Below are 18,383 nucleotides of genomic sequence, written 5' to 3'. Positions count from 1 at the left end.
CCTCCGGCTCCGACGACTGGCGCTCCCCGGTCGCCGGCTGAGCCGCGACCGCCGCACGCGGCCAGCCTCGCTGGCCGTCGTGCCCTCGATGACCCACAGCGCCGTGGCCAGGAAAGCCCGCGCCGGGTCGATGCCGCTTTGTTTGTTGTAGGCAGCTTCCGATCGAGCCTGCGCGCCCTTGTCTCGCCCGCGCCAGGCAGGACAATCGAATCGGTCGCCTGCGCCAGTGAGGGACAACGGATGTTCGCAGCAGCCAACCAGACCCATTTCAGCCTCGCCATCGACGGCCTCGCCCTCGACCTGCAGGTGCTCTCCTTCAGCGGCCGCGAAGCCATCAGCCAGCCGTTCGCCTTCGACCTGGAGCTGGTCGGCGAACGCCCCGTGCCGGACCTCGAAAGCCTGCTGCACAAACCCGCCTTCCTTACCCTCGGGCCCGCCGGCAACGGTATCCACGGCCTGGTGCGCAGCGCCGGACAGGGCGACTCGGGCAAGCGCCTGACCCGCTACCGCATCACCCTCGTCCCGCAACTGGCCTACCTCGCCCAGCGCACCAACCAGCGCATCTTCCAGCACCTCACGGTGCCGCAGATCGTCGGCCGGGTGCTGGAGGAACACGGTATCCTCGCCGACGCCTACCGCTTCCAGCTCGGCACCCGCTACCCCGAGCGCGAATACTGCGTGCAGTACGACGAGAGCGACCTGCAGTTCGTCCAGCGCCTGTGCTGCGAGGAGGGCATCCATTTTCATTTCCAGCACAGCGCCACGGCGCACCTGCTGGTGTTCGGCGACGACCAGACGGTGTTCCCGCGGCTCGCGCCGGTGGCCTACCAGCAGGACTCCGGCCTGGTCGCCGACCGGCCGGCGGTCAAGCGCTTCGGCGTACGCCTGGAAACCCGCACCAGCCGCGTCACCCGCCGCGACTACGACTTCGAGAAACCGCGCCTGACGCTGGAAAGCGCCGCCCGCGGCGAAGCCCGGCCGGACCTCGAGGACTACGACTATCCCGGTCGCTTCGTCGACCGCGAGCGCGGCAAGCACCTGGCCAGGCGTGCCCTCGAACGGCAGCGCAGCGACTACCGCCTGGCCGAGGGCCGCAGCGACCAGCCGTTGCTGCTCAGCGGCCACTTCCTGCCGCTGGCCGCCCATCCCCAGGCGGGCTGGAACGACCTCTGGCTGCTCACCGAGGTGATTCACGAGGGGCGGCAGCCGCAGGTGCTGGAAGAAAGCATCGTCTCCGACACCTCGGCGAGCCCGGACGACTTCCGGCAGGGTTACCGCAACCGCTTCCAGGCCACGCCCTGGGAGGCGTTCTTCCGTCCCCCGCCGACGCCGCCGAAGCCGCGCATCCTCGGCACGCAGAGCGCGGTGGTGACCGGTCCGAAGGGCGAGGAAATCCACTGCGACCGCTACGGTCGGGTGAAGGTGCAATTCCACTGGGATCGCGAGGGCCAGGCCGACGACAGCAGCAGTTGCTGGTTACGCGTTGCCTCCGGCTGGGCGGGAAAGAACTACGGCGCCATCGCCATCCCGCGGGTCGGCATGGAGGTGCTGGTGACCTTCCTCGAAGGCGATCCCGACCAGCCGCTGGTCACCGGCTGCCTGTTCCACAGGGAACATCCGGTGCCCTACGAACTGCCGGCGCACAAGACCCGCAGCGTCTTCAAGAGCCTCAGCAGTCCTGGCGGCGGTGGCTACAACGAGCTGCGCATCGAGGACCGCAAGGGCCAGGAGCAGATCTTCGTCCATGCCCAGCGCGACTGGGACGAAAACATCGAGCACGACCAGAAGATCCGCGTCGGTCACCAACGCCACGACACCGTGGAGGCGAACAGCTACAGCGAGTTCAAGGCCGAGGAACACCGCACCACCCACGCCGAGCGCAAGGTGGAGATCCGCGCCAGCGACCACCTCACCGTAGCCAACGACCAGCACCTGAAGATCGCCAGCGGCCAGTTCGTCGAGGCCGGCCAGGAGATCCACCTGAGCAGCGGCCTGAAGGTGGTGCTGGAGGCCGGCGCCGAACTGACCCTGAAGGGCGGTGGCAGCTTCCTCAAGCTCGACGCCAGCGGCGTGACCCTCTCCGGGGCCAACGTCCGGGTCAACTCCGGCGGCAGCCCGGGCAGCGGCAGCGGCGCGGCGCCGCTGTTGCCGGGGCCGCTGCGGCAGGCCGACGCGGACAATCCGGGCGACCTGCTCATCCGCGCGCAGCGCCAGGCATTGCTGCAGAAGAAACCGATCTGCGCCATCTGCGAAGCGGCCAGGGCGAAAACCGATGCGCACTGAACCGATGCTGCCCGCCTTGCCCGCCGACCTGCCCTGGACGCTGAATGCCTACCTGCTGCTCGATGGCGTCAGCGTCACGGAACTGCCGCGCAAGCTCTACCAATGGAGCGATACTCCGACCTTCGAGCCGCTGTACCGCGACAGCCGCTGGCAGGAACTGCTGGACCTGTCGCCCTGCCTGGTCGCCCTCGACGGCCGCCAGGACCCTATCCTGCAGGCGTTCCTCGACAACGCCGCACAGGAATGGGGCTACCTGCTCTTCGCCCGCGTCAGCTTGCCGATCCTGTCGCAGCACCTGCGGGACCTTCTGTGCGTCCAACCTCCCCATGGCGATCCGGTGCTGCTGCGCCTGGCCGACCCGGCAGTGATGCATAGCCTGCTGGAACATGAACGCATGGAACTGTTCGGTCCGATCGAGCAGGCATGTGCTCCAGATGCCCTGGAAACCCGCTGGTGGCAACACCGGCGAAGCGGCTCGGCGATCGCTCGCGACCGCACGCAGCCCTACCGTCTGAGCGAGGCCGAATTCGATGCACTTGGCGCAGTCAGCTTCCGCCAGACCCTCATGGACATGGATCGCCACATGAATCTGTATTTCCCCGGCTATCGCCCGGCCCTGTGCGGCCGAGAGCGCTTCCAGCACCTGCGTATGCTGGCCGAGCAGGCCTACCGTCGTGGGATGTGCTCGGCGCGGGACATCCTGCTCTACGCCAATATCTTCGGCTACCTGGGCGAGGATGCGCTGGACGCGCATGCGGACATCGCCGTGCTGCTCGATGGTCCCTCCAGCCAATCCCCGGCGCAGCGGGTGGCCGCTGCGGCCGAGCTGGCGGAGCGTCGCGCCGCCGAGACAGAAAGGATGCATTCATGACTGCGCAGGCCACACCCCGGCGAGACAGCGCCAACCTGGCGGCAAACGAAGCCTCGTCCAGCGATAGTCGTTCGCCGAGCGGCACCTGTCCGTTGATGAACGCCAAGGTGCAGCTGTTGCCGCTGCGCTACGGTTTGACCGAAGGCGTCGATCCGAGCGCCGAGCTGGCGATGCCTTTCGCCCTGAAAAGCCGGCCGCTGGGTCTGCGGCTGGTGCGCAATGGCTATCTCTACGTGATCGACGGCGGAACCGGAAAGCTGCACGAATACCGCATCGACAAGGGCGCTATCGACAAGCTGCTGTGGCAGGACGCCGAGGTTCGCGCCGACATACGCAGCCGCGCGGTCGGCGAGCCCCAACTGGTCTTTCCCCGTACCAGCATCCTGTACGTGGCCTATTCGGAGCTGCAATGGACCGCGCGCAAGTGCATGCAGGTGCTCGCCAGTCCGAAGGACCGCGAGCACTTCATGCAGGCCGTCGATCTGCGCCGCGCCGACCCGCAGCAGGGGGGGCCGCATCTGCTGACCCGACGGCAGGCGGAAACCTGGCTCGCCGAAGTGGTGCAGAACAAGGTGCATCGCGACGAGCAGGGCCAGCAGCGCTTCCCGCCCCACCAGCAGCGCCCGGCCAGTCCACCCGCCGCCCATCCGGACGAACGACGCGACTACGTCTGGGAGGATCCGCCGCTGTTCCGCGATACCCAGCTCGGCGAGTTGACTGCGCAGGTACTCCCGCAGTACGAGCATGATGCCCTGTTCCTGGCGCTGCGCGACGACATCGGCGTGATGCGCGACCTAGCCGCCTACCAGGACGAAGTGGTCGGCTGGCTCGAGGAATGGCTGCAGGGCGGCGCCCAGGCCGGGGCCAACGAGCGCGACTACGTGATCGCCTGCTACATCGAGTCGTTGACCCAGATCCGCGCCGCGGAACTGCCTAAGCTGGCCGACGAGGGTGCCCAGCCGCTGTTCGACGATCTCGACCGGCTGCCACCTCCCGAGCGGGAGCGATCGCGCCAGGCCTTGCTGGACTACCTCAACGGCGAGCCGTTGCCGAAGCCGATGGACCCCGCCATGCCGGAGCCGTTGCACAGACCTGTGGAGCGACACTTCACCAAGCGGAAAATGGCGGCTGCCGATCCGGCCTTCGTCGAACGCAACCTGGATGCCCTGATCCGCCTGAAGAAGAGCCACGGCGAAAAGGTCGACGACGCGCTGCATGGCGCCAAATTCGGCCAGCGTGGCATCGACGATCTGATCGACCGTCCCGCCATGGATGCCTTCCTCGCCGCCAACAGGCCCAACCTGGCGCGCTGGAACGCCCTGCTCGAGCAGATCAGCGCAGACCGCACGCAGATGCTTACCGAGCAGCGATTCCATCGCGCCGCCTGGTACTACGATTTCCAGCAGGCCGAGCAATTGGGACTGGCCTTCGCCACCCAGTACGCCTGCCTGAAGGATATCTGCCGCAGCGACGAGGCCAGCGAGGCCGTGCTCGCCTTCCTGGAGGAAAACCCGCAATACGATCGCCCGTTGTTCCAGACTCTGCCATTGAACACCCAGGCCGAACTGATCGCGCAATACGCGCAGCTCGGGCCGCCCGGCCATCTCTGGCTCTCCAAGCTGAAAGAGTGGGCGCAGCAGCGCGACTCGCTGGAGCTGGGCAAGCTGCCCGCTCTCGACGGCTTGCCGGAGGCCACCCGAGCGCTTGCCGACAGCGCCCAGGCCACGCTCAACCCGGCGTTGACCCTGGGCATCAGCCGGACCATGGAGGGCTTCTTCAAGAGCGTAGGCCAGCAGCAGGCGCCGGATCTCGACGCGCTGTTCCGCAAGCTGCCCAAGGCCCTTCCTGGTCGCCTGCTCGACGCCGCGGTCCGCGAAGGGGTGACCTTCACCATTGCCAGCGAAGCGGAAAAGGCCATCCTCCAGGCCGACCTGAAGGAAGTGCTCGAACAGCGCGCGGAGCTGCGCCGGCTGGTCCGCCAGCGCAAGCAGGTGAAGAGCCAGGCCGGACACAAGTCGCTGGACGCCCGCGCCTTGCTCGCCGACATCCAGCGTGTCCGCCTCCAGCTCAACGCCCTGGAGCCGCGCCTGGCCGCCGCCCTCAGCCCGATCGCCGAGCTTCCGGACAACAGCATCCGTCTCGCCGGTGCGACACCAGGCCGCGCCGGAATCACCTTGATCCTGCCGTCTGCACAGTTACAGGAAGTTGCCAGTGGTATCCGTAACCTGCGCAATGGCTATAGCAGTGCAGCCGCGTTCAATAAGGTGGGGGATGGAATTGGTCTGGCTGTGTTTGTGGCGCAGTTTGTCAATATGGTGCAGGTATGGCGGGGGGTTATCGCGACTTCGCCGGATAAGCGTGAGCTAATGCCGCTGGCTGGTTCTATTTTCACCACAATATCTGCGGGCGTAGCGGCAGCTCAGGCCATTGCCGATACAGCTCTTCAGGCCAGAAGTGCTCAGTTGGCACAGGGGCTGCAGAACCACGCTGTGGAAGTTGCTCATGTACAAATGGGAAAACTGCACTTACGCCTAGGGTTTGTGGGATATGCGGCAGGTTTTTTTGCAGCAGCTGTTGCTACTCAAACCCACTATGGTGAGTGGCTTGGTGCTATACGCAGCGGAAATGCTCAAGCTCAGCAAGGTGCCGCTTTAGCTATGGTTGGCTCCAGCGGAATGCTGGCCAGCAGCGCCTACGGGGTATGGCATACGGGGTATGCTTTAAAAGGTGTGCTCAGGGCTGCAACACCTGCTGCCGAGCGTACAGCCTGGGCATTGGCTGGCACGCGACTTTCGAGCATATTTGCTCGATTCAATATCGCCGGTGCCATTTTCACCGCCCTCGAACTGGTAGGAACCTATTGGTATAACCGCAGTAATACCACGCCCCATGACGATTGGTTGCTCAGTACACCCTGGAGCCGCGATATCGGAGGGCGCCTGAACCAGTCCCTGGAAATCTATCAGCAACGACTTCTGGGGATCGTCCAGACGCCAAGAGGTGAGGTCAAGCACGCGAGTCATGGCAGTTGGTGGCGAGACCTGCTCTCCTCACCTGCCACTGCGGAGATCAGCCTAGCCTTGCCTGGTATCAGTCTGGGAGCACTGCAGCAGACCTTGGCCGGGCGCCCTGAAGTACGCTTGAGCCTGGCGGCCTACCGCATTCGTAGCGTGAAATACGAAAGAGGTTCGCCCATGGTGCGTTGGTTCCCCGTCACCGAAGTTGTCGGCGACAGTCTACAGGTCGCGTCCGCCGAACCGTTGGTGTTGCTGGTGCCGCGGCTAGCGCCGCTGGAGGGTGTGACCGGGGGCTCGGTCACGGAGGATCTATTACTGGCTGTACAGATCGAACGACTGAACCCGCAGGGTCAATATCATGCCGATCGGCACATGGTTCGCCTGTCGCCACACAGCGAAGGAGACTATCCTGCTTCGCCACAACGTATCCAGGGGCAGGAAGCATCCTGGATGCTAATTGACCCCCGTTTGCTGCCGGATTTTGCCGATGCTCCAGAACGATAAGCCCATGGATGTGCCGCCGTTGCGACTGATGGAGAGCCACCGAGCAGGTGATGTGGTTCCCTTTTCCAGCGGGCTGGTCAGTTATCTCGCGCCTTTACCTCTACCTACAGTCCAGCCCGCACAGGACTATTCTCATGCCGTGGGGGAAATGAATGATACTTATCTTGACTTCGGGACAGGGCTGCCCAATGCATTTGCCTGGCAGGTCAGATTAGGTGGCCCATTTACTCTCTGGATAATATCTGTTTTTTTAATTCCAACCCTAATGATGGTCGGCACGCCTTTGTTAGGTGGTGATATAAGTACGGCTAAACAGTTGGCTGTAGGGTTGTTTGATATAGGGATAACATATGGCTCGGGGTTTGCACTGTTTGGCTTTCTTATCTTGTTAAGTGCATGGTGGTCCAGTCATATAAAGTATAAAAAGATCATCCCTACTCGCTTCAATCGCCAGCGCCGCGAAGTTTGCTTCGTCCCAGAAAGCCACTCCGCCCCCATCTTCGTCCCCTGGGAGTCCCTATCGGCCTGGGTGATCCAGGCCCAGGGTGCCACCCAGTACGGCATCCAGCGCCAATACGGCATGGGTGTGGGCTTCCATCATGCCGCCAGCGGCGAGGACTTCTCCCTGGAGTTCCCTTGTGCCGGCCTGCCTCTGGCCATCGCCAACTGGGAGGCCATCCGAGCCTATATGGAGCATGAGGTGCACAGCCTCAAGGAAATCCAGGACCCACTCGACCTGCAAGGCCCGGACGACCCGCCTCACGAGGGGCTGCACACCTTCCGCAATGCCCGCGCGCGTGCTCATCGTCGCTACCGGGAGGGTGAAGTAGGGCGTTGGTATATGGTCGGTTGGTATCTCTACCACGCAATGGATTTATGGACGCTGCCATTCCATCTAGTCGAATGGGAAATCCGCCGGGTCAAGCGCATGCAACGCCAGGAGTTGCCCGAGGCCATGCGTGCCTGGTCACAGCCCCTGCCATCCGAACAGTGGGTCAGGCCCAGCGAGGAGCTGCAACGTCAGAGTCAACGGGTGAGGGCCTTGCGACAGCGTGATCCGCAACGCTCGATCATCGAGATATTTACCGAGGTACGGCGAGAGGCTTCGGCGACTGGCGTGCGCTGAGCGCCCGTCGTTTCCGGAAGCATAGCTGGCGGAGCGTCGTCGGCTGCGGAGGTGGGGGATACGGAGCGCTAAGGCTGCGCTCCGCGTGTCGCCCGACCCTGCTGGGTGCGAGCTCGGATTGTCGCAAGCCTCAGCGCTGGGCGAGCAACTGCCGGCCGCGGGCGACGGCGGCACGGACCTGGTTCGGCGCGGTGCCGCCGATATGGTCGCGGGCGTTGACCGAGCCTTCCAGGGTCAGCACGTCGAAGACGTCGGCGTCGATCTGCTCGCTGAAGCGGCGCAGTTCGTCGAGGCTCATCTCGGCGAGGTCCTTGCCGCTGTCCACGCCGTACTTCACTGCGTGGCCGACGATCTCGTGGCAGTCGCGGAACGGCAGGCCCTTGCGCACCAGGTAGTCGGCCAGGTCGGTGGCGGTGGAGAAACCGCGGCGTGCCGCCTCGCGCATGATCTCGCGCCGGGGCCGGATCGCCGGGACCATGTCGGCGAAGGCGCGCAGGCTGTCGCGCAGGGTGTCGGCGGCGTCGAACAGCGGTTCCTTGTCTTCCTGGTTGTCCTTGTTGTAGGCCAGCGGTTGGCCCTTCATCAGGGTCAGCAAGCCGGTGAGGGCGCCGAACACCCGGCCGGACTTGCCGCGTACCAGCTCCGGCACGTCGGGGTTCTTCTTCTGCGGCATGATCGAGGAGCCGGTGCAGAAGCGGTCGGGCAGGTCGATGAACTGGAACTGCGCGCTGGTCCACAGCACCAGCTCTTCCGAGAAGCGCGACAGGTGCATCATCGCCAGGCTGGCGGCGGCGCAGAATTCGATGGCGAAGTCGCGGTCGGAGACGCCGTCCAGGGAGTTGCCGCCAACCGCGTCGAAGCCCAGCAACTGGCAGGTGATCTCGCGCTGGATCGGGTAGGTGGTGCCGGCCAGGGCCGCCGAGCCGAGCGGCATGCGGTTGACCCGCTTGCGGCAGTCGACCAGGCGCTCGTAGTCGCGGCTGAGCATCTCGAACCAGGCCAGCAGGTGGTGGCCGAAGGTCACCGGCTGGGCGGTCTGCAGGTGGGTGAAACCGGGCATGATGGTGTCGGCTTCCGCTTCGGCCAGGCCCAGCAGGCCCTCCTGCAGGCGGGTGATCTCGGCGAGGATGGTGTCGATCTCGTCGCGTAGCCAGAGGCGGATGTCGGTGGCCACCTGGTCGTTGCGCGAGCGGCCGGTGTGGAGCTTCTTGCCGGTGACGCCGATGCGGTCGGTCAGGCGCGCCTCGATGTTCATGTGCACGTCTTCCAGGTCGACGCGCCAGTCGAAGCTGCCGGCTTCGATTTCCGCCTGGATCTGTTGCAGGCCGTCGACGATCGCATCGCGCTCGGCGTCGCTCAGCACGCCGACCTTGGCCAGCATCGTGGCGTGGGCGATGGAACCTATGATGTCGTGGCGGTAGAGACGCTTGTCGAAGTCGACGGAGGCGGTGAAACGGGCGACGAAGGCGTCGACGGGCTCGCTGAAGCGGCCGCCCCAGGACTGGTTGGTCTTCTCTACGCTCATGGTATCTCTCGCTGCAACAAGAAACGGACAGGCCGCGCGGCCTGCGTGACGGGCAAAGTGCGACGATGATAGCAGGCCGGGAGGAAAAACCGGCGGCTCGTCGACGAAGCCGGAATGAGCGCTGTTTCGCGGTTTTTTGCGGCAGATGGCATTTCGGTGCTTTATTTCGCCCGTACGCCCGCGGCTGTCTTGCGGGCGCCCCGGGCCTTGCGGAAACTCTGTCGATGCCTATCCGATTCAAGCCCGGCCGCTCGACCCGGCCGGCCGTCCAAGACGACTTCTTCATTCCCGAGCTCTGCGAAGCCGAAGCCCTGTTCACCCTGGTGCTGCTGGCGGAGCTGCTGGTGCTGGTGCTGGTGCTGGCGGAGCCGATGACGCCGAGCTTCAACTGGGTGCGCCTGGCCCTGGCGTCGCTGTTCGTGCAGTGGATCGTACTGCTCTCGGCGGCGCTGTTCTGCCGCCTGCGGCCACTGCTCGCGCGCCTGCCGGTGGCGCTGGCGGGGAGTGCCTGCTGCCTGTTGGTGGTGGCTCTCACCCTGGGCTGCACGGCGGTCGCCGAGCACTATCAACTGGGCGGAGAACTGACGCGTGCCGGCGAGGTCAATCTGTATCTGCGGCACGCGCTGATCGCGCTGATCATGTCCGCCCTGGTGCTGCGCTACTTTTACCTGCAGAGCCAGTGGCGCCGGCAGCAGCAGGCCGAGTTGCAGGCGCGCCTGGAATCGCTGCAGGCGCGGATTCGCCCGCACTTCCTGTTCAACAGCCTGAACAGCATCGCCAGCCTGATCGAGCTGGACCCGCTGAAGGCCGAGCATGCGGTGCTGGACCTGTCCGACCTGTTCCGGGCCAGCCTGGCGAAGCCCGGCACTTTAGTTTCCTGGGAGGAGGAACTGGCGCTGGCAAGGCGCTATCTTTCCATTGAGCAGTATCGTCTTGGCGATCGCCTGCAACTGGACTGGCAGGTGCACGGGGTGCCGGCCAACCTGCCGATCCCCCAACTGACCTTGCAGCCGCTGCTGGAAAATGCGCTTATCTATGGCATCCAGCCGCGGGTCGAAGGTGGCCTGGTGCAGGTCGAGGCGGTTTATCGTGAAGGAGTGTTCCAGCTATGTGTGAGCAACCCCTACGACGAGGCGCTCGAGTCGCCCCCGTCGAAAGGCACGCGACAGGCGTTACACAATATCGATGCACGACTTGGGGCACTTTTCGGGCCTAAAGCGAGTCTCAGCGTCGAGCGCCGTGACGGACGGCACTACACCTGTCTACGCTATCCATGTGCGCGACTCATGCAGGAAGCCTGAGCTTATGAATGTCCTGATTGTCGATGACGAACCTCTGGCGCGAGAGCGCCTGGCCCGATTGGTAGGGCAACTGGACGGCTATCGCGTCCTCGAGCCCTCGGCCAGCAATGGCGAAGAAGCGCTGACGCTGATCGACAGCCTCAAGCCCGATATCGTCCTGCTGGATATCCGCATGCCCGGTCTGGACGGCCTCCAGGTCGCGGCCAGACTCTGCGAGCGGGAAGCGCCGCCGGCTGTGATCTTCTGCACGGCCCATGACGAATTCGCCCTGGAAGCCTTCCAGGTCAGCGCCGTGGGCTACCTGGTCAAGCCGGTGCGCAGCGAAGACCTGGCCGAGGCGTTGAAGAAAGCCTCGCGACCGAACCGCGTGCAACTGGCCGCGCTGACCAAGCCCCCGGCCTCCGGCGGCAGCGGTCCGCGCAGCCACATCAGTGCGCGGACCCGCAAGGGGATCGAGCTGATCCCGCTGGAAGAGGTGATCTTCTTCATTGCCGACCACAAGTACGTGACCTTGCGCCATGCGCAGGGCGAGGTGCTGCTGGACGAGCCGTTGAAGGCGCTGGAAGACGAGTTCGGCGAGCGCTTCGTGCGCATCCACCGCAACGCGCTGGTCGCCCGCGAACGGATCGAACGCCTGCAGCGTACGCCGCTGGGGCATTTCCAGCTCTACCTGAAAGGCCTCGACGGCGATGCACTGACCGTCAGCCGGCGGCACGTGGCCGGGGTCAGGCGTCTGATGCATCAGCTCTGACGGCGGTCGGCGGTTCGCCAGCGACCCGGGTGCGGCTATCGGGCCCAGCGTCCGCGCACTCGGGTTCGAACTGTTATCATGGGCGCATCCCTGTGCACGGAATATCCCATGTCGTCCCGCGAAATCCGCATCGCCACTCGCCAGAGCGCCCTCGCCTTGTGGCAGGCCGAATACGTCAAGGCGCGCCTGGAGCAGGCTCATCCTGGCCTGACCGTCACCCTGCTGCCGATGACCAGTCGCGGCGACAAGCTGCTCGACGCACCGCTGGCGAAGATCGGCGGCAAGGGCCTGTTCGTCAAGGAACTGGAAACCGCCCTGCTCGAAGGCGCCGCCGACATCGCGGTGCATTCGATGAAGGACGTGCCGATGGACTTTCCCGAGGGGCTCGGCCTCTACACCATCTGCGAGCGCGAAGACCCGCGTGACGCTTTCGTCTCGAACACCTACGCCAGCCTCGAGCAACTGCCAGCCGGCAGCGTGGTCGGCACCTCCAGCCTGCGCCGCCAGGCGCAGCTGCTGGCGCGCCGGCCGGACCTGCAGATCCGTTTCCTGCGGGGCAACGTCAATACCCGCCTGGCCAAGCTGGATGCCGGCGAATACGACGCGATCATCCTCGCCGCCGCCGGCCTGATCCGCCTCGGCTTCGAGTCGCGCATCCGCTCCTCGATCAGTGTCGACGACAGTCTGCCCGCCGGCGGACAAGGCGCCGTCGGCATCGAATGTCGTACTGCCGACAGCGACTTGCATGCCTTGCTGGAACCCTTGCACCATTCCGACACGGCTCTGCGGGTCACTGCCGAGCGCGCGCTGAACAAGCGACTCAACGGCGGTTGCCAGGTGCCGATCGCCTGCTACGCCATCCGCGAGGGCGACCAGCTGTGGCTGCGCGGCCTGGTCGGCCAGCCTGATGGCACCCAGTTGCTGCGCGCCGAGGGGCGGGCGCCACTGGCGGAAGCCGAGGCGCTGGGCGTGCGGGTGGCCGAGGACCTGCTGGAGCAGGGCGCCGAAGCGATTCTCGAAGCCGTCTACGGCGAGGCCGGACATCCGTGAGCGGCTGGCGGCTCCTGCTGACGCGCCCCGACGAGGAGTGCGCGGCCCTGGCCGCCAGCCTCGGCGAGGCTGGCGTCCATAGCAGTAGCCTGCCGCTGTTGGCGATCGATCCGCTGGAAGAAACCCCGGAGCAGCGTACGCTGATGCTCGACCTGGACCGCTACTGCGCGGTGGTGGTGGTCAGCAAGCCGGCGGCGCGCCTGGGGCTGGAGCGGCTCGACCGCTACTGGCCGCAGCCTCCGCAGCAGACCTGGTGCAGCGTCGGCGCGGCGACCGCGGCGATCCTCGAGGCCTACGGCCTCGACGTAACCTACCCTGAACAGGGCGACGACAGCGAAGCGTTGCTGGCGCTGCCGGCGTTCCAGGATTCCCTGCGCGTGCACGATCCGAAAGTGCTGATCATGCGCGGCGAAGGTGGCCGAGAATTCCTCGCCGAGCGCCTGCGCGGCCAAGGCGTGCAGGTGGACTACCTGCCACTCTACCGGCGCCGGGCTCCGGACTATCCGGCCGGAGAGCTGCTGGCAAGGGTGCGGGCGGAACGCCTGAACGGCCTGGTGGTCAGCAGTGGACAGGGTTTGCAAAATCTGTATCAGTTGGCGGCAGCCGATTGGCCCGAGATAGGCCGGTTGCCGCTGTTCGTACCCAGCCCGCGGGTCGCCGAGATGGCGCGCGAACTGGGTGCGCAACGGGTGATTGATTGCCGGGGCGCGAGCGCGCCGGCCTTGCTGGCGGCCCTGACGAGCGCCGCCTAGAACTTTCTTGACCAAAGGATGGACCTGTGAGCGAAGCAGTCACTCCCCAAGACGACGCAAGAACTTCCACTTCCACCCCTTCTCCCGTTGCACCCGATGCATCCAGGCGTTCCGGTACCGCCACCGGCCTGGCGTTGCTCGCCCTGCTGGTTGGCGTGGCGGGACTCGGCGCGGGTGGCTGGAGCTTCTGGCAGGTCCAGCAGTTGCAGGGCACCGAGCGCGACCAACTGGCGCAGCTGGAAGATGCCCGTGGCAAGACCGAATCCCTGGCCCAGCGCAACCAGCAACTGGCTGCCCGCCTGGACGCTTTGCCCACTGCGGACGAACTGGAGGCCCGGCGACGCCTTGTGGTGGAGCTGCAGGGCGACCAGCAGCATCTCAGCGAGCAACTGAAGAAGGTCCTCGGCCAGAGCCGCCAGCAATGGCGACTGGCCGAGGCCGAACACCTGCTGCGCCTGGCCAGCCTGCGCCTGTCCGCCTTGCAGGACGTGGGCAGCGCCACCGAACTGGTGCAGGGCGCCGATGACATCCTGCGCGCGCAGAACGATCCCGGCGCCTATGCCGCCCGCGCCAAGCTGGCGGCCAGCCTCGAGGCCCTGCGCGCGTTGCCGGAGCCGGACCGTACCGGGCTGTTCGTGCAACTGGCGGCGTTGCGCGAGCAGGTCAACCAGTTGCAACCGCTCACGCCGACCTTCAAGGAAGGCGAAAGCGGTGCCAGCAATGTCGCCTGGGGCGACGGCAACAGCACCTGGGAGCTGTGGTGGGAGAAGATCTCGCGCTACATCCGCATCGATTTCAATGCCGGCCAGGACATTCGTCCGCTGCTGGCCGGCGAGCAATTGGCGCAGGTGCGCCTGACCATCGGCCTGGCCCTGGAGCAAGCCCAGTGGGCGGCGCTGAATGGCAAGCAGGAAGTCTACGAGCAGGCGCTGAAGCAGGCCCAGGACGTGCTGGACGGCTATTTCAACGTAGAGCTGGCCGACAGCCGCGCGTTGAAGTTGCGTATCGATGAGTTGGCGAAGCAGCCGGTCACCGTGCAGGTCCCTGACCTCGCACCGGCCCTGAGCGCCTTGCAGGCCTACGTGTCGCGCCGCGAGGCCGCTGGCAACCTGGTGCCCGAGGCGCAGGCGGCTCCGGCCACGGAGGGCCGTCCATGAGACGCATCTACCTCCTGGTCCTGGCGGTGGTGCTGGTCGCCACGCTGGTTGGGCTGGCTATCTCCGAGCAGGCCGGCTATGTGCTGATCGCCTACAAGAGCTTCCGTTACGAATCCAGCCTGTGGTCGTTCCTCGCCCTGCTGGCGGTGGTCTGGCTGCTGGTGGTGCTGGTGCGCCTGGTCCTGCGCCTGCTCGGCAGCTCGGGGCGGGTGGTCAACCCCTGGTCGCGCTACAACCGCCGGCGTCGCGTGCAGATGGCCGAGCACAGCGGCCTGCGCGATCTCGGCGAAGGCAACTGGCCGCAGGCACTGCGTCACTTGCGGCGGGCGGCGGAGATGGGCGAGCGGCCGCTGATGCATTACCTCGGCGCGGCGCGGGCCGCCAACGAACTCGAACGCTACGACGAGGCCGACGACCTGCTGAACCGGGCTCGCGAGCGCGAGCCGGACGCCCAATTGCTGGTCGGCCTGACCCGTGCGCAACTGCTGATCAATCGCGGCGACTACCCGCAGGCACGCAATACCCTTGAAGAGCTGCACGGGCTCCAGCCGCAGCACCGCACGGTATTGCGGCTGATGCAGCAGCTGTACGTCACCCAGCACGACTGGCAGGCTCTTTGCGTCCTGCTGCCGGAGCTGCGCAAGGAGCGTGTGCTGAAGGATTCCGAACTGCGCGACCTCGAACGCCGTGCCTGGGTGGCTTCCTTGCAGGAAGCCGGCGAGCGTGGACTGAACGAGGGCGAGACGGCGTTGCAGCCGCTGACCCAGCGCTGGCAGAACGTGCCTTCGGCGCTGCGTGCAGACCCGGCGATCGTCGCGGGCTATGCCGCCCAACTGCTTCGCCTGGGCGCCGAGGAAGAGGCTGAAGAAGTCCTCCGCCATGCGCTCAAGCAAGGCTTCGACGCGACCCTGGTGCAACTCTACGGGCAGGTGCGCGGGCGCGATCCGGGCAAGCAATTGCAGGCCGCGGAAGGTTGGCTCAAGGAACATCCGAACGATCCCGGCCTGCTGCTGACCCTGGGGCGCCTGTGCCTGATCAACAAGCTCTGGGGCAAGGCCCGGGAATACCTGGAGGCCAGCCTGAGCTTCCAGCGCAGTGCCGAGACCTGCGCCGAGCTGGGACGCCTGCTGGCGCAGCTCGGCGAGGTCGAGCGCAGCAACCAGTTGTTCCAGGAGGGCCTGGTCCTGCTCGATCGGCGTACTCCGGGGCTGCCCGTGGTGGTGGCGGGCATTTGAGCATGGGGAACGCCACCCGGCGTTCCCCGTTCGGCTCCATCGGCAGGACTGTGGCGGCTTGTCGCGGGCGCCTGGCATGATTCGGGATGTCTTGCCGCAGAGCGGCCTTGCGGCTTGAAACGGCCGGAGGCTTTCCACTACCGTAGGCGGCCTTTCCCCTGTGTACCTGTGGATCCGCCATGCCCCTGGCCAGCCCCCGTCAGCTTTTCCTTCTCGCGTTCCTGGCCTGCGTCGCCATCATGGGCGGGGCGCTGTACCTGGAACATGTGGTTGGCCTGGAGGCCTGCCCGCTGTGCGTCGTGCAGCGGATCTTCTTCATCCTGATCGGCCTGACCTGCCTCGCTGGCGCGATCCAGGGGCCCGGCCTGCGTGGGCGGCGTATCTACTCCGTGCTGGTGTTCCTGCTCGCTCTCGGCGGCGGGGCCACGGCCGCCCGCCAGGTATGGTTGCAGACCGTTCCGCTGGACCAACTGCCGGCCTGCCTGCCCAGCCTCGACTACATGATGCAGGCGCTTCCCTTCCAGGAAGTGATCCGCCTGGTCCTGCATGGCACCGCGGATTGTGCCCAGGTGAGCTGGACGCTGTTCACCCTGAGCATTCCGGAATGGAGCCTGCTGGCGTTCGTTGCCTATCTCGGTTTCTCCATCGTGCAGTTCCTCCGACGTGCCTGACGCGGGCTGTCCCGTGGCCTTTCGTCAGCTCTCGAGCGTCGGCCGTATCGATTTGGCGAAAACCAGAGCGGATGCGGGATACCGATCAAACATCCGTATGAATTTTTCTGTACGGGCGTCTTGATGGGGTCATCCCGGGGGCATAATCTGGCTTTCCGTAGCGCCGGAGTCCGCCCCTTGCACAGGCGTTCTCCCACAGAGCGCAGAGAGTGCGTCAGCAATGCGTCTCGGAGCGGACGATGATTCTCCGGGACGTCCGAAGAGGGAAGCGAGGACAACATGCTCGAAAGCTGCCGTAATGCCCAAGAGCGGTGGGGGGGCGTGCACCAACTGATCGATCGCTGGCTGCATGAGCGCCAGCAACTGGTGCAGGCCTTCGATGCCCTGAGCGGTATTCAGGCACCGGCGCCCAACGCCGAAGAACTCCAGCATTTTTGCCAATTGCTGCTGGACTACGTATCTGCCGGACACTTCGAGGTCTACGAGCAACTGACGGCGGAAGGCAAGGCCTTCGGCGATCAGCGCGGCCTGGAGCTGGCCAAGCAGATCTTCCCCCGGCTGGAAGCCATCACCGAATCCGCGCTGAACTTCAACGATCGCTGCGACAACGGCGATTGCCGTGAAGGAGCCTGCCTCATCGCGGAGCTGAAGGTCCTGCGGCAACAGTTGCACGAACGCTTCGAGCTGGAGGACTGCCTCATCGAAGTCCTGCACAACGCCCACAGCCAGAGCGGCGCAGAGGGTTCGGCAGTACCGGTCTGATTCACCGGCGAGTCGTTACGAAACGGCGCGTCTCCATGCGGGAGAGCGCCGTTTTTGCATTTCAGCGGACGCCCAGCAGGTCGATCTCGAAGACCAGCGGAGCGTCGGGCGGGATCAGGTCGCCAGCGCCTTCGTGGCCATAGGCTTGCGCCGAAGGAATCACCACTCGCCAGCGCGCGCCGACAGGCATCGCTCGCAATGCTGTGCGCCATCCCTCTATCACACTGTCCAGGGCGAACCACTCGGCGCTTTCGCTCTGGTCGAACACTTGACCGTCGGCGAGCAGGCCGCGGTAACGGACGTGTACCTGGGTTGCCGCGCCGATGCCGTTACCTTGGCCACGACGTAATTCGCTGACGAGGACGCCGCCGGTCAATTCGCGGACGCCGAAGCGGGCTTTTTCGTTGGCCAGGAAGCGGGCCTCGGCGGGTGTGATCCGCGGTGTTTCCGTCGTGGCGTTCTCGTGTTGCAGCAGAAGTTGTTCGATGCGTTCGGGGGGGATTTCAAGTGCCTCGCCGCGATAGGCCTGGCGCAGTCCGAGAAGTAGTTCGGATAGCTCTAGGTCGGGCATTTCCTGCTGTAGGCGCGTGCCCAGGCGGGCGCCTACGGCATAGGCCAGTTCGTCCTTGGGGGGCGCGGCGAAAAGCGGCAGCGGCAGTAGAAAAAGACCGATGAAAAGGCGGCGCGGCATGCGGTTTCTCCAGACGAATCGGCGGGCAATCCTGGCGCACGTCGCTTGTAGCACATCGAACCCGTTGGCGAGAGGGGGTGTGCGGGTCTAGTATGGGCGCAACCACGTCCGCCTGGAGGCACGTCATGTCGGCCAACAAGAAGCCCGTCACCACCCCCTTGCACCTGTTGCAGCAACTTTCCCACAGCCTTGTCGAGCACCTGGAAGGTGCGTGCAAACAAGCGCTGGTCGATTCGGAAAAGCTCCTGGCCAAACTTGAAAAGCAACGTGGCAAAGCCCAGGAAAAACTGCACAAGGCTCGCACCAAGCTGCAGGATGCTGCCAAGGCCGGCAAGACCAAGGCACAGGCCAAGGCGCGCGAGACCATCAGCGACCTGGAAGAAGCGTTGGATACCCTGAAGGCCCGGCAGGCGGACACCCGTACCTACATCGTCGGCCTCAAGCGTGACGTACAGGAAAGCCTCAAGCTGGCGCAGGGTGTCGGCAAGGTGAAGGAAGCTGCTGGCAAGGCTCTGGAGAGCCGCAAGGCGAAACCCGCGACCAAACCTGCTGCGAAGGCGGCAGCCAAGCCTGCGGTGAAAACCGTAGCGGCGAAGCCTGCGGCCAAGCCGGCTGCGAAACCGGCGGCCAAGCCTGCGGCGAAAACCGCGGCAGCGAAGCCCGCAGCCAAGCCGGCGGCGAAGCCTG

General features: G+C 65.4%; 14 protein-coding genes and 1 pseudogene. 13 read left to right on the top strand and 2 right to left on the bottom strand.

Annotated features, from left to right (window positions below; genetic code table 11):
• Positions 1–240: 240 nt before the first annotated feature.
• From HMPREF2914_RS22920 to HMPREF2914_RS22905, 4 genes are read left to right on the top strand one after another with little or no spacing between them, the layout of a single operon-like run.
• Positions 241–2,283, top strand: coding sequence for a type VI secretion system Vgr family protein (locus HMPREF2914_RS22920; RefSeq protein ID WP_023092754.1), 2,043 nt, complete (start codon positions 241–243; stop codon positions 2,281–2,283).
• Positions 2,273–3,154, top strand: a complete 882-nt coding sequence (locus HMPREF2914_RS22915; protein WP_023092753.1) for a DUF4123 domain-containing protein — start codon at positions 2,273–2,275, stop codon at positions 3,152–3,154. Before HMPREF2914_RS22920 ends, HMPREF2914_RS22915 begins: the two co-directional genes overlap by 11 nt.
• On the top strand, positions 3,151–6,675 hold the full coding sequence (locus tag HMPREF2914_RS22910) for a toxin VasX (RefSeq protein ID WP_023092752.1): 3,525 nt from the start codon (positions 3,151–3,153) through the stop codon (positions 6,673–6,675). Before HMPREF2914_RS22915 ends, HMPREF2914_RS22910 begins: the two co-directional genes overlap by 4 nt.
• Positions 6,676–6,727: 52 nt before the next feature.
• Positions 6,728–7,801 (top strand): hypothetical protein, encoded by a 1,074-nt coding sequence (locus tag HMPREF2914_RS22905; protein ID WP_031277171.1) that lies wholly within the window; start codon positions 6,728–6,730, stop codon positions 7,799–7,801.
• 130 nt (positions 7,802–7,931) lie between these two features.
• Here the strand turns inward: HMPREF2914_RS22905 and argH are convergent, their stop codons facing one another.
• The gene (gene argH / locus HMPREF2914_RS22900; protein ID WP_023092750.1) at positions 7,932–9,326 is read right to left on the bottom strand and encodes an argininosuccinate lyase; all 1,395 of its coding nucleotides are present in this window, start codon (positions 9,324–9,326) and stop codon (positions 7,932–7,934) included.
• Positions 9,327–9,550: 224 nt separating this feature from the next.
• Between argH and algZ the strand changes: the two genes are divergently transcribed.
• The 8 genes from algZ to rsd all read left to right on the top strand — a co-directional run bounded on the left by algZ (position 9,551) and on the right by rsd (position 17,005).
• Positions 9,551–10,627 (top strand): alginate biosynthesis two-component system sensor histidine kinase AlgZ, encoded by a 1,077-nt coding sequence (gene algZ, locus HMPREF2914_RS22895; RefSeq protein ID WP_003096404.1) that lies wholly within the window; start codon positions 9,551–9,553, stop codon positions 10,625–10,627.
• A gap of 4 nt (positions 10,628–10,631) precedes the next feature.
• The gene (gene algR, locus HMPREF2914_RS22890) at positions 10,632–11,378 is read left to right on the top strand and encodes an alginate biosynthesis regulator AlgR (protein ID WP_003096397.1); all 747 of its coding nucleotides are present in this window, start codon (positions 10,632–10,634) and stop codon (positions 11,376–11,378) included.
• A gap of 108 nt (positions 11,379–11,486) precedes the next feature.
• Positions 11,487–12,428 (top strand): hydroxymethylbilane synthase, encoded by a 942-nt coding sequence (hemC, locus tag HMPREF2914_RS22885; RefSeq protein ID WP_003141963.1) that lies wholly within the window; start codon positions 11,487–11,489, stop codon positions 12,426–12,428.
• Positions 12,425–13,180, top strand: a complete 756-nt coding sequence (locus HMPREF2914_RS22880; protein WP_003114032.1) for a uroporphyrinogen-III synthase — start codon at positions 12,425–12,427, stop codon at positions 13,178–13,180. Before hemC ends, HMPREF2914_RS22880 begins: the two co-directional genes overlap by 4 nt.
• A 26-nt stretch (positions 13,181–13,206) precedes the next feature.
• The gene (locus tag HMPREF2914_RS22875) at positions 13,207–14,337 is read left to right on the top strand and encodes a uroporphyrinogen-III C-methyltransferase (RefSeq protein ID WP_003096392.1); all 1,131 of its coding nucleotides are present in this window, start codon (positions 13,207–13,209) and stop codon (positions 14,335–14,337) included.
• The gene (locus HMPREF2914_RS22870) at positions 14,334–15,572 is read left to right on the top strand and encodes a heme biosynthesis protein HemY (RefSeq protein ID WP_003096390.1); all 1,239 of its coding nucleotides are present in this window, start codon (positions 14,334–14,336) and stop codon (positions 15,570–15,572) included. The genes HMPREF2914_RS22875 and HMPREF2914_RS22870 overlap by 4 nt, the downstream gene beginning before the upstream one ends.
• Positions 15,573–15,751: 179 nt before the next feature.
• On the top strand, positions 15,752–16,243 hold the full coding sequence (locus HMPREF2914_RS22865) for a disulfide bond formation protein B (protein ID WP_003099230.1): 492 nt from the start codon (positions 15,752–15,754) through the stop codon (positions 16,241–16,243).
• A gap of 279 nt (positions 16,244–16,522) precedes the next feature.
• Entirely contained in the window at positions 16,523–17,005 is a 483-nt protein-coding gene (gene rsd / locus HMPREF2914_RS22860; protein ID WP_003120370.1) for a sigma D regulator, read from the top strand.
• 61 nt (positions 17,006–17,066) lie between these two features.
• On the opposite strand, the gene HMPREF2914_RS22855 is transcribed toward rsd, so the two are convergent.
• On the bottom strand, positions 17,067–17,696 hold the full coding sequence (locus tag HMPREF2914_RS22855; RefSeq protein ID WP_023092749.1) for an FKBP-type peptidyl-prolyl cis-trans isomerase: 630 nt from the start codon (positions 17,694–17,696) through the stop codon (positions 17,067–17,069).
• A gap of 125 nt (positions 17,697–17,821) precedes the next feature.
• Here HMPREF2914_RS22855 and algP point away from each other — a divergent pair.
• A pseudogene (gene algP / locus HMPREF2914_RS22850) lies at positions 17,822–18,383 on the top strand (alginate regulator AlgP); the annotation flags it as partial.

Source organism: Pseudomonas sp. HMSC067G02 (genome assembly GCF_001813485.1).
GTDB lineage: Bacteria > Pseudomonadota > Gammaproteobacteria > Pseudomonadales > Pseudomonadaceae > Pseudomonas > Pseudomonas aeruginosa.
This window is presented reverse-complemented; position numbering and strand designations above follow the sequence as displayed.

Excerpts from the sequence above, each read along its gene's own strand:
- HMPREF2914_RS22920 (WP_023092754.1), top strand. The coding sequence starts at position 241 with ATGTTCGCAGCAGCCAACCAGACCCATTTCAGCCTCGCCATCGACGGC.
- HMPREF2914_RS22915 (WP_023092753.1), top strand. The coding sequence starts at position 2,273 with ATGCGCACTGAACCGATGCTGCCCGCCTTGCCCGCCGACCTGCCCTGG.
- HMPREF2914_RS22910 (WP_023092752.1), top strand. The coding sequence starts at position 3,151 with ATGACTGCGCAGGCCACACCCCGGCGAGACAGCGCCAACCTGGCGGCA.
- argH (WP_023092750.1), bottom strand. The coding sequence starts at position 9,326 with ATGAGCGTAGAGAAGACCAACCAGTCCTGGGGCGGCCGCTTCAGCGAG.
- algZ (WP_003096404.1), top strand. The coding sequence starts at position 9,551 with ATGCCTATCCGATTCAAGCCCGGCCGCTCGACCCGGCCGGCCGTCCAA.
- algR (WP_003096397.1), top strand. The coding sequence starts at position 10,632 with ATGAATGTCCTGATTGTCGATGACGAACCTCTGGCGCGAGAGCGCCTG.
- hemC (WP_003141963.1), top strand. The coding sequence starts at position 11,487 with ATGTCGTCCCGCGAAATCCGCATCGCCACTCGCCAGAGCGCCCTCGCC.
- HMPREF2914_RS22870 (WP_003096390.1), top strand. The coding sequence starts at position 14,334 with ATGAGACGCATCTACCTCCTGGTCCTGGCGGTGGTGCTGGTCGCCACG.
- HMPREF2914_RS22865 (WP_003099230.1), top strand. The coding sequence starts at position 15,752 with ATGCCCCTGGCCAGCCCCCGTCAGCTTTTCCTTCTCGCGTTCCTGGCC.
- rsd (WP_003120370.1), top strand. The coding sequence starts at position 16,523 with ATGCTCGAAAGCTGCCGTAATGCCCAAGAGCGGTGGGGGGGCGTGCAC.
- HMPREF2914_RS22855 (WP_023092749.1), bottom strand. The coding sequence starts at position 17,696 with ATGCCGCGCCGCCTTTTCATCGGTCTTTTTCTACTGCCGCTGCCGCTT.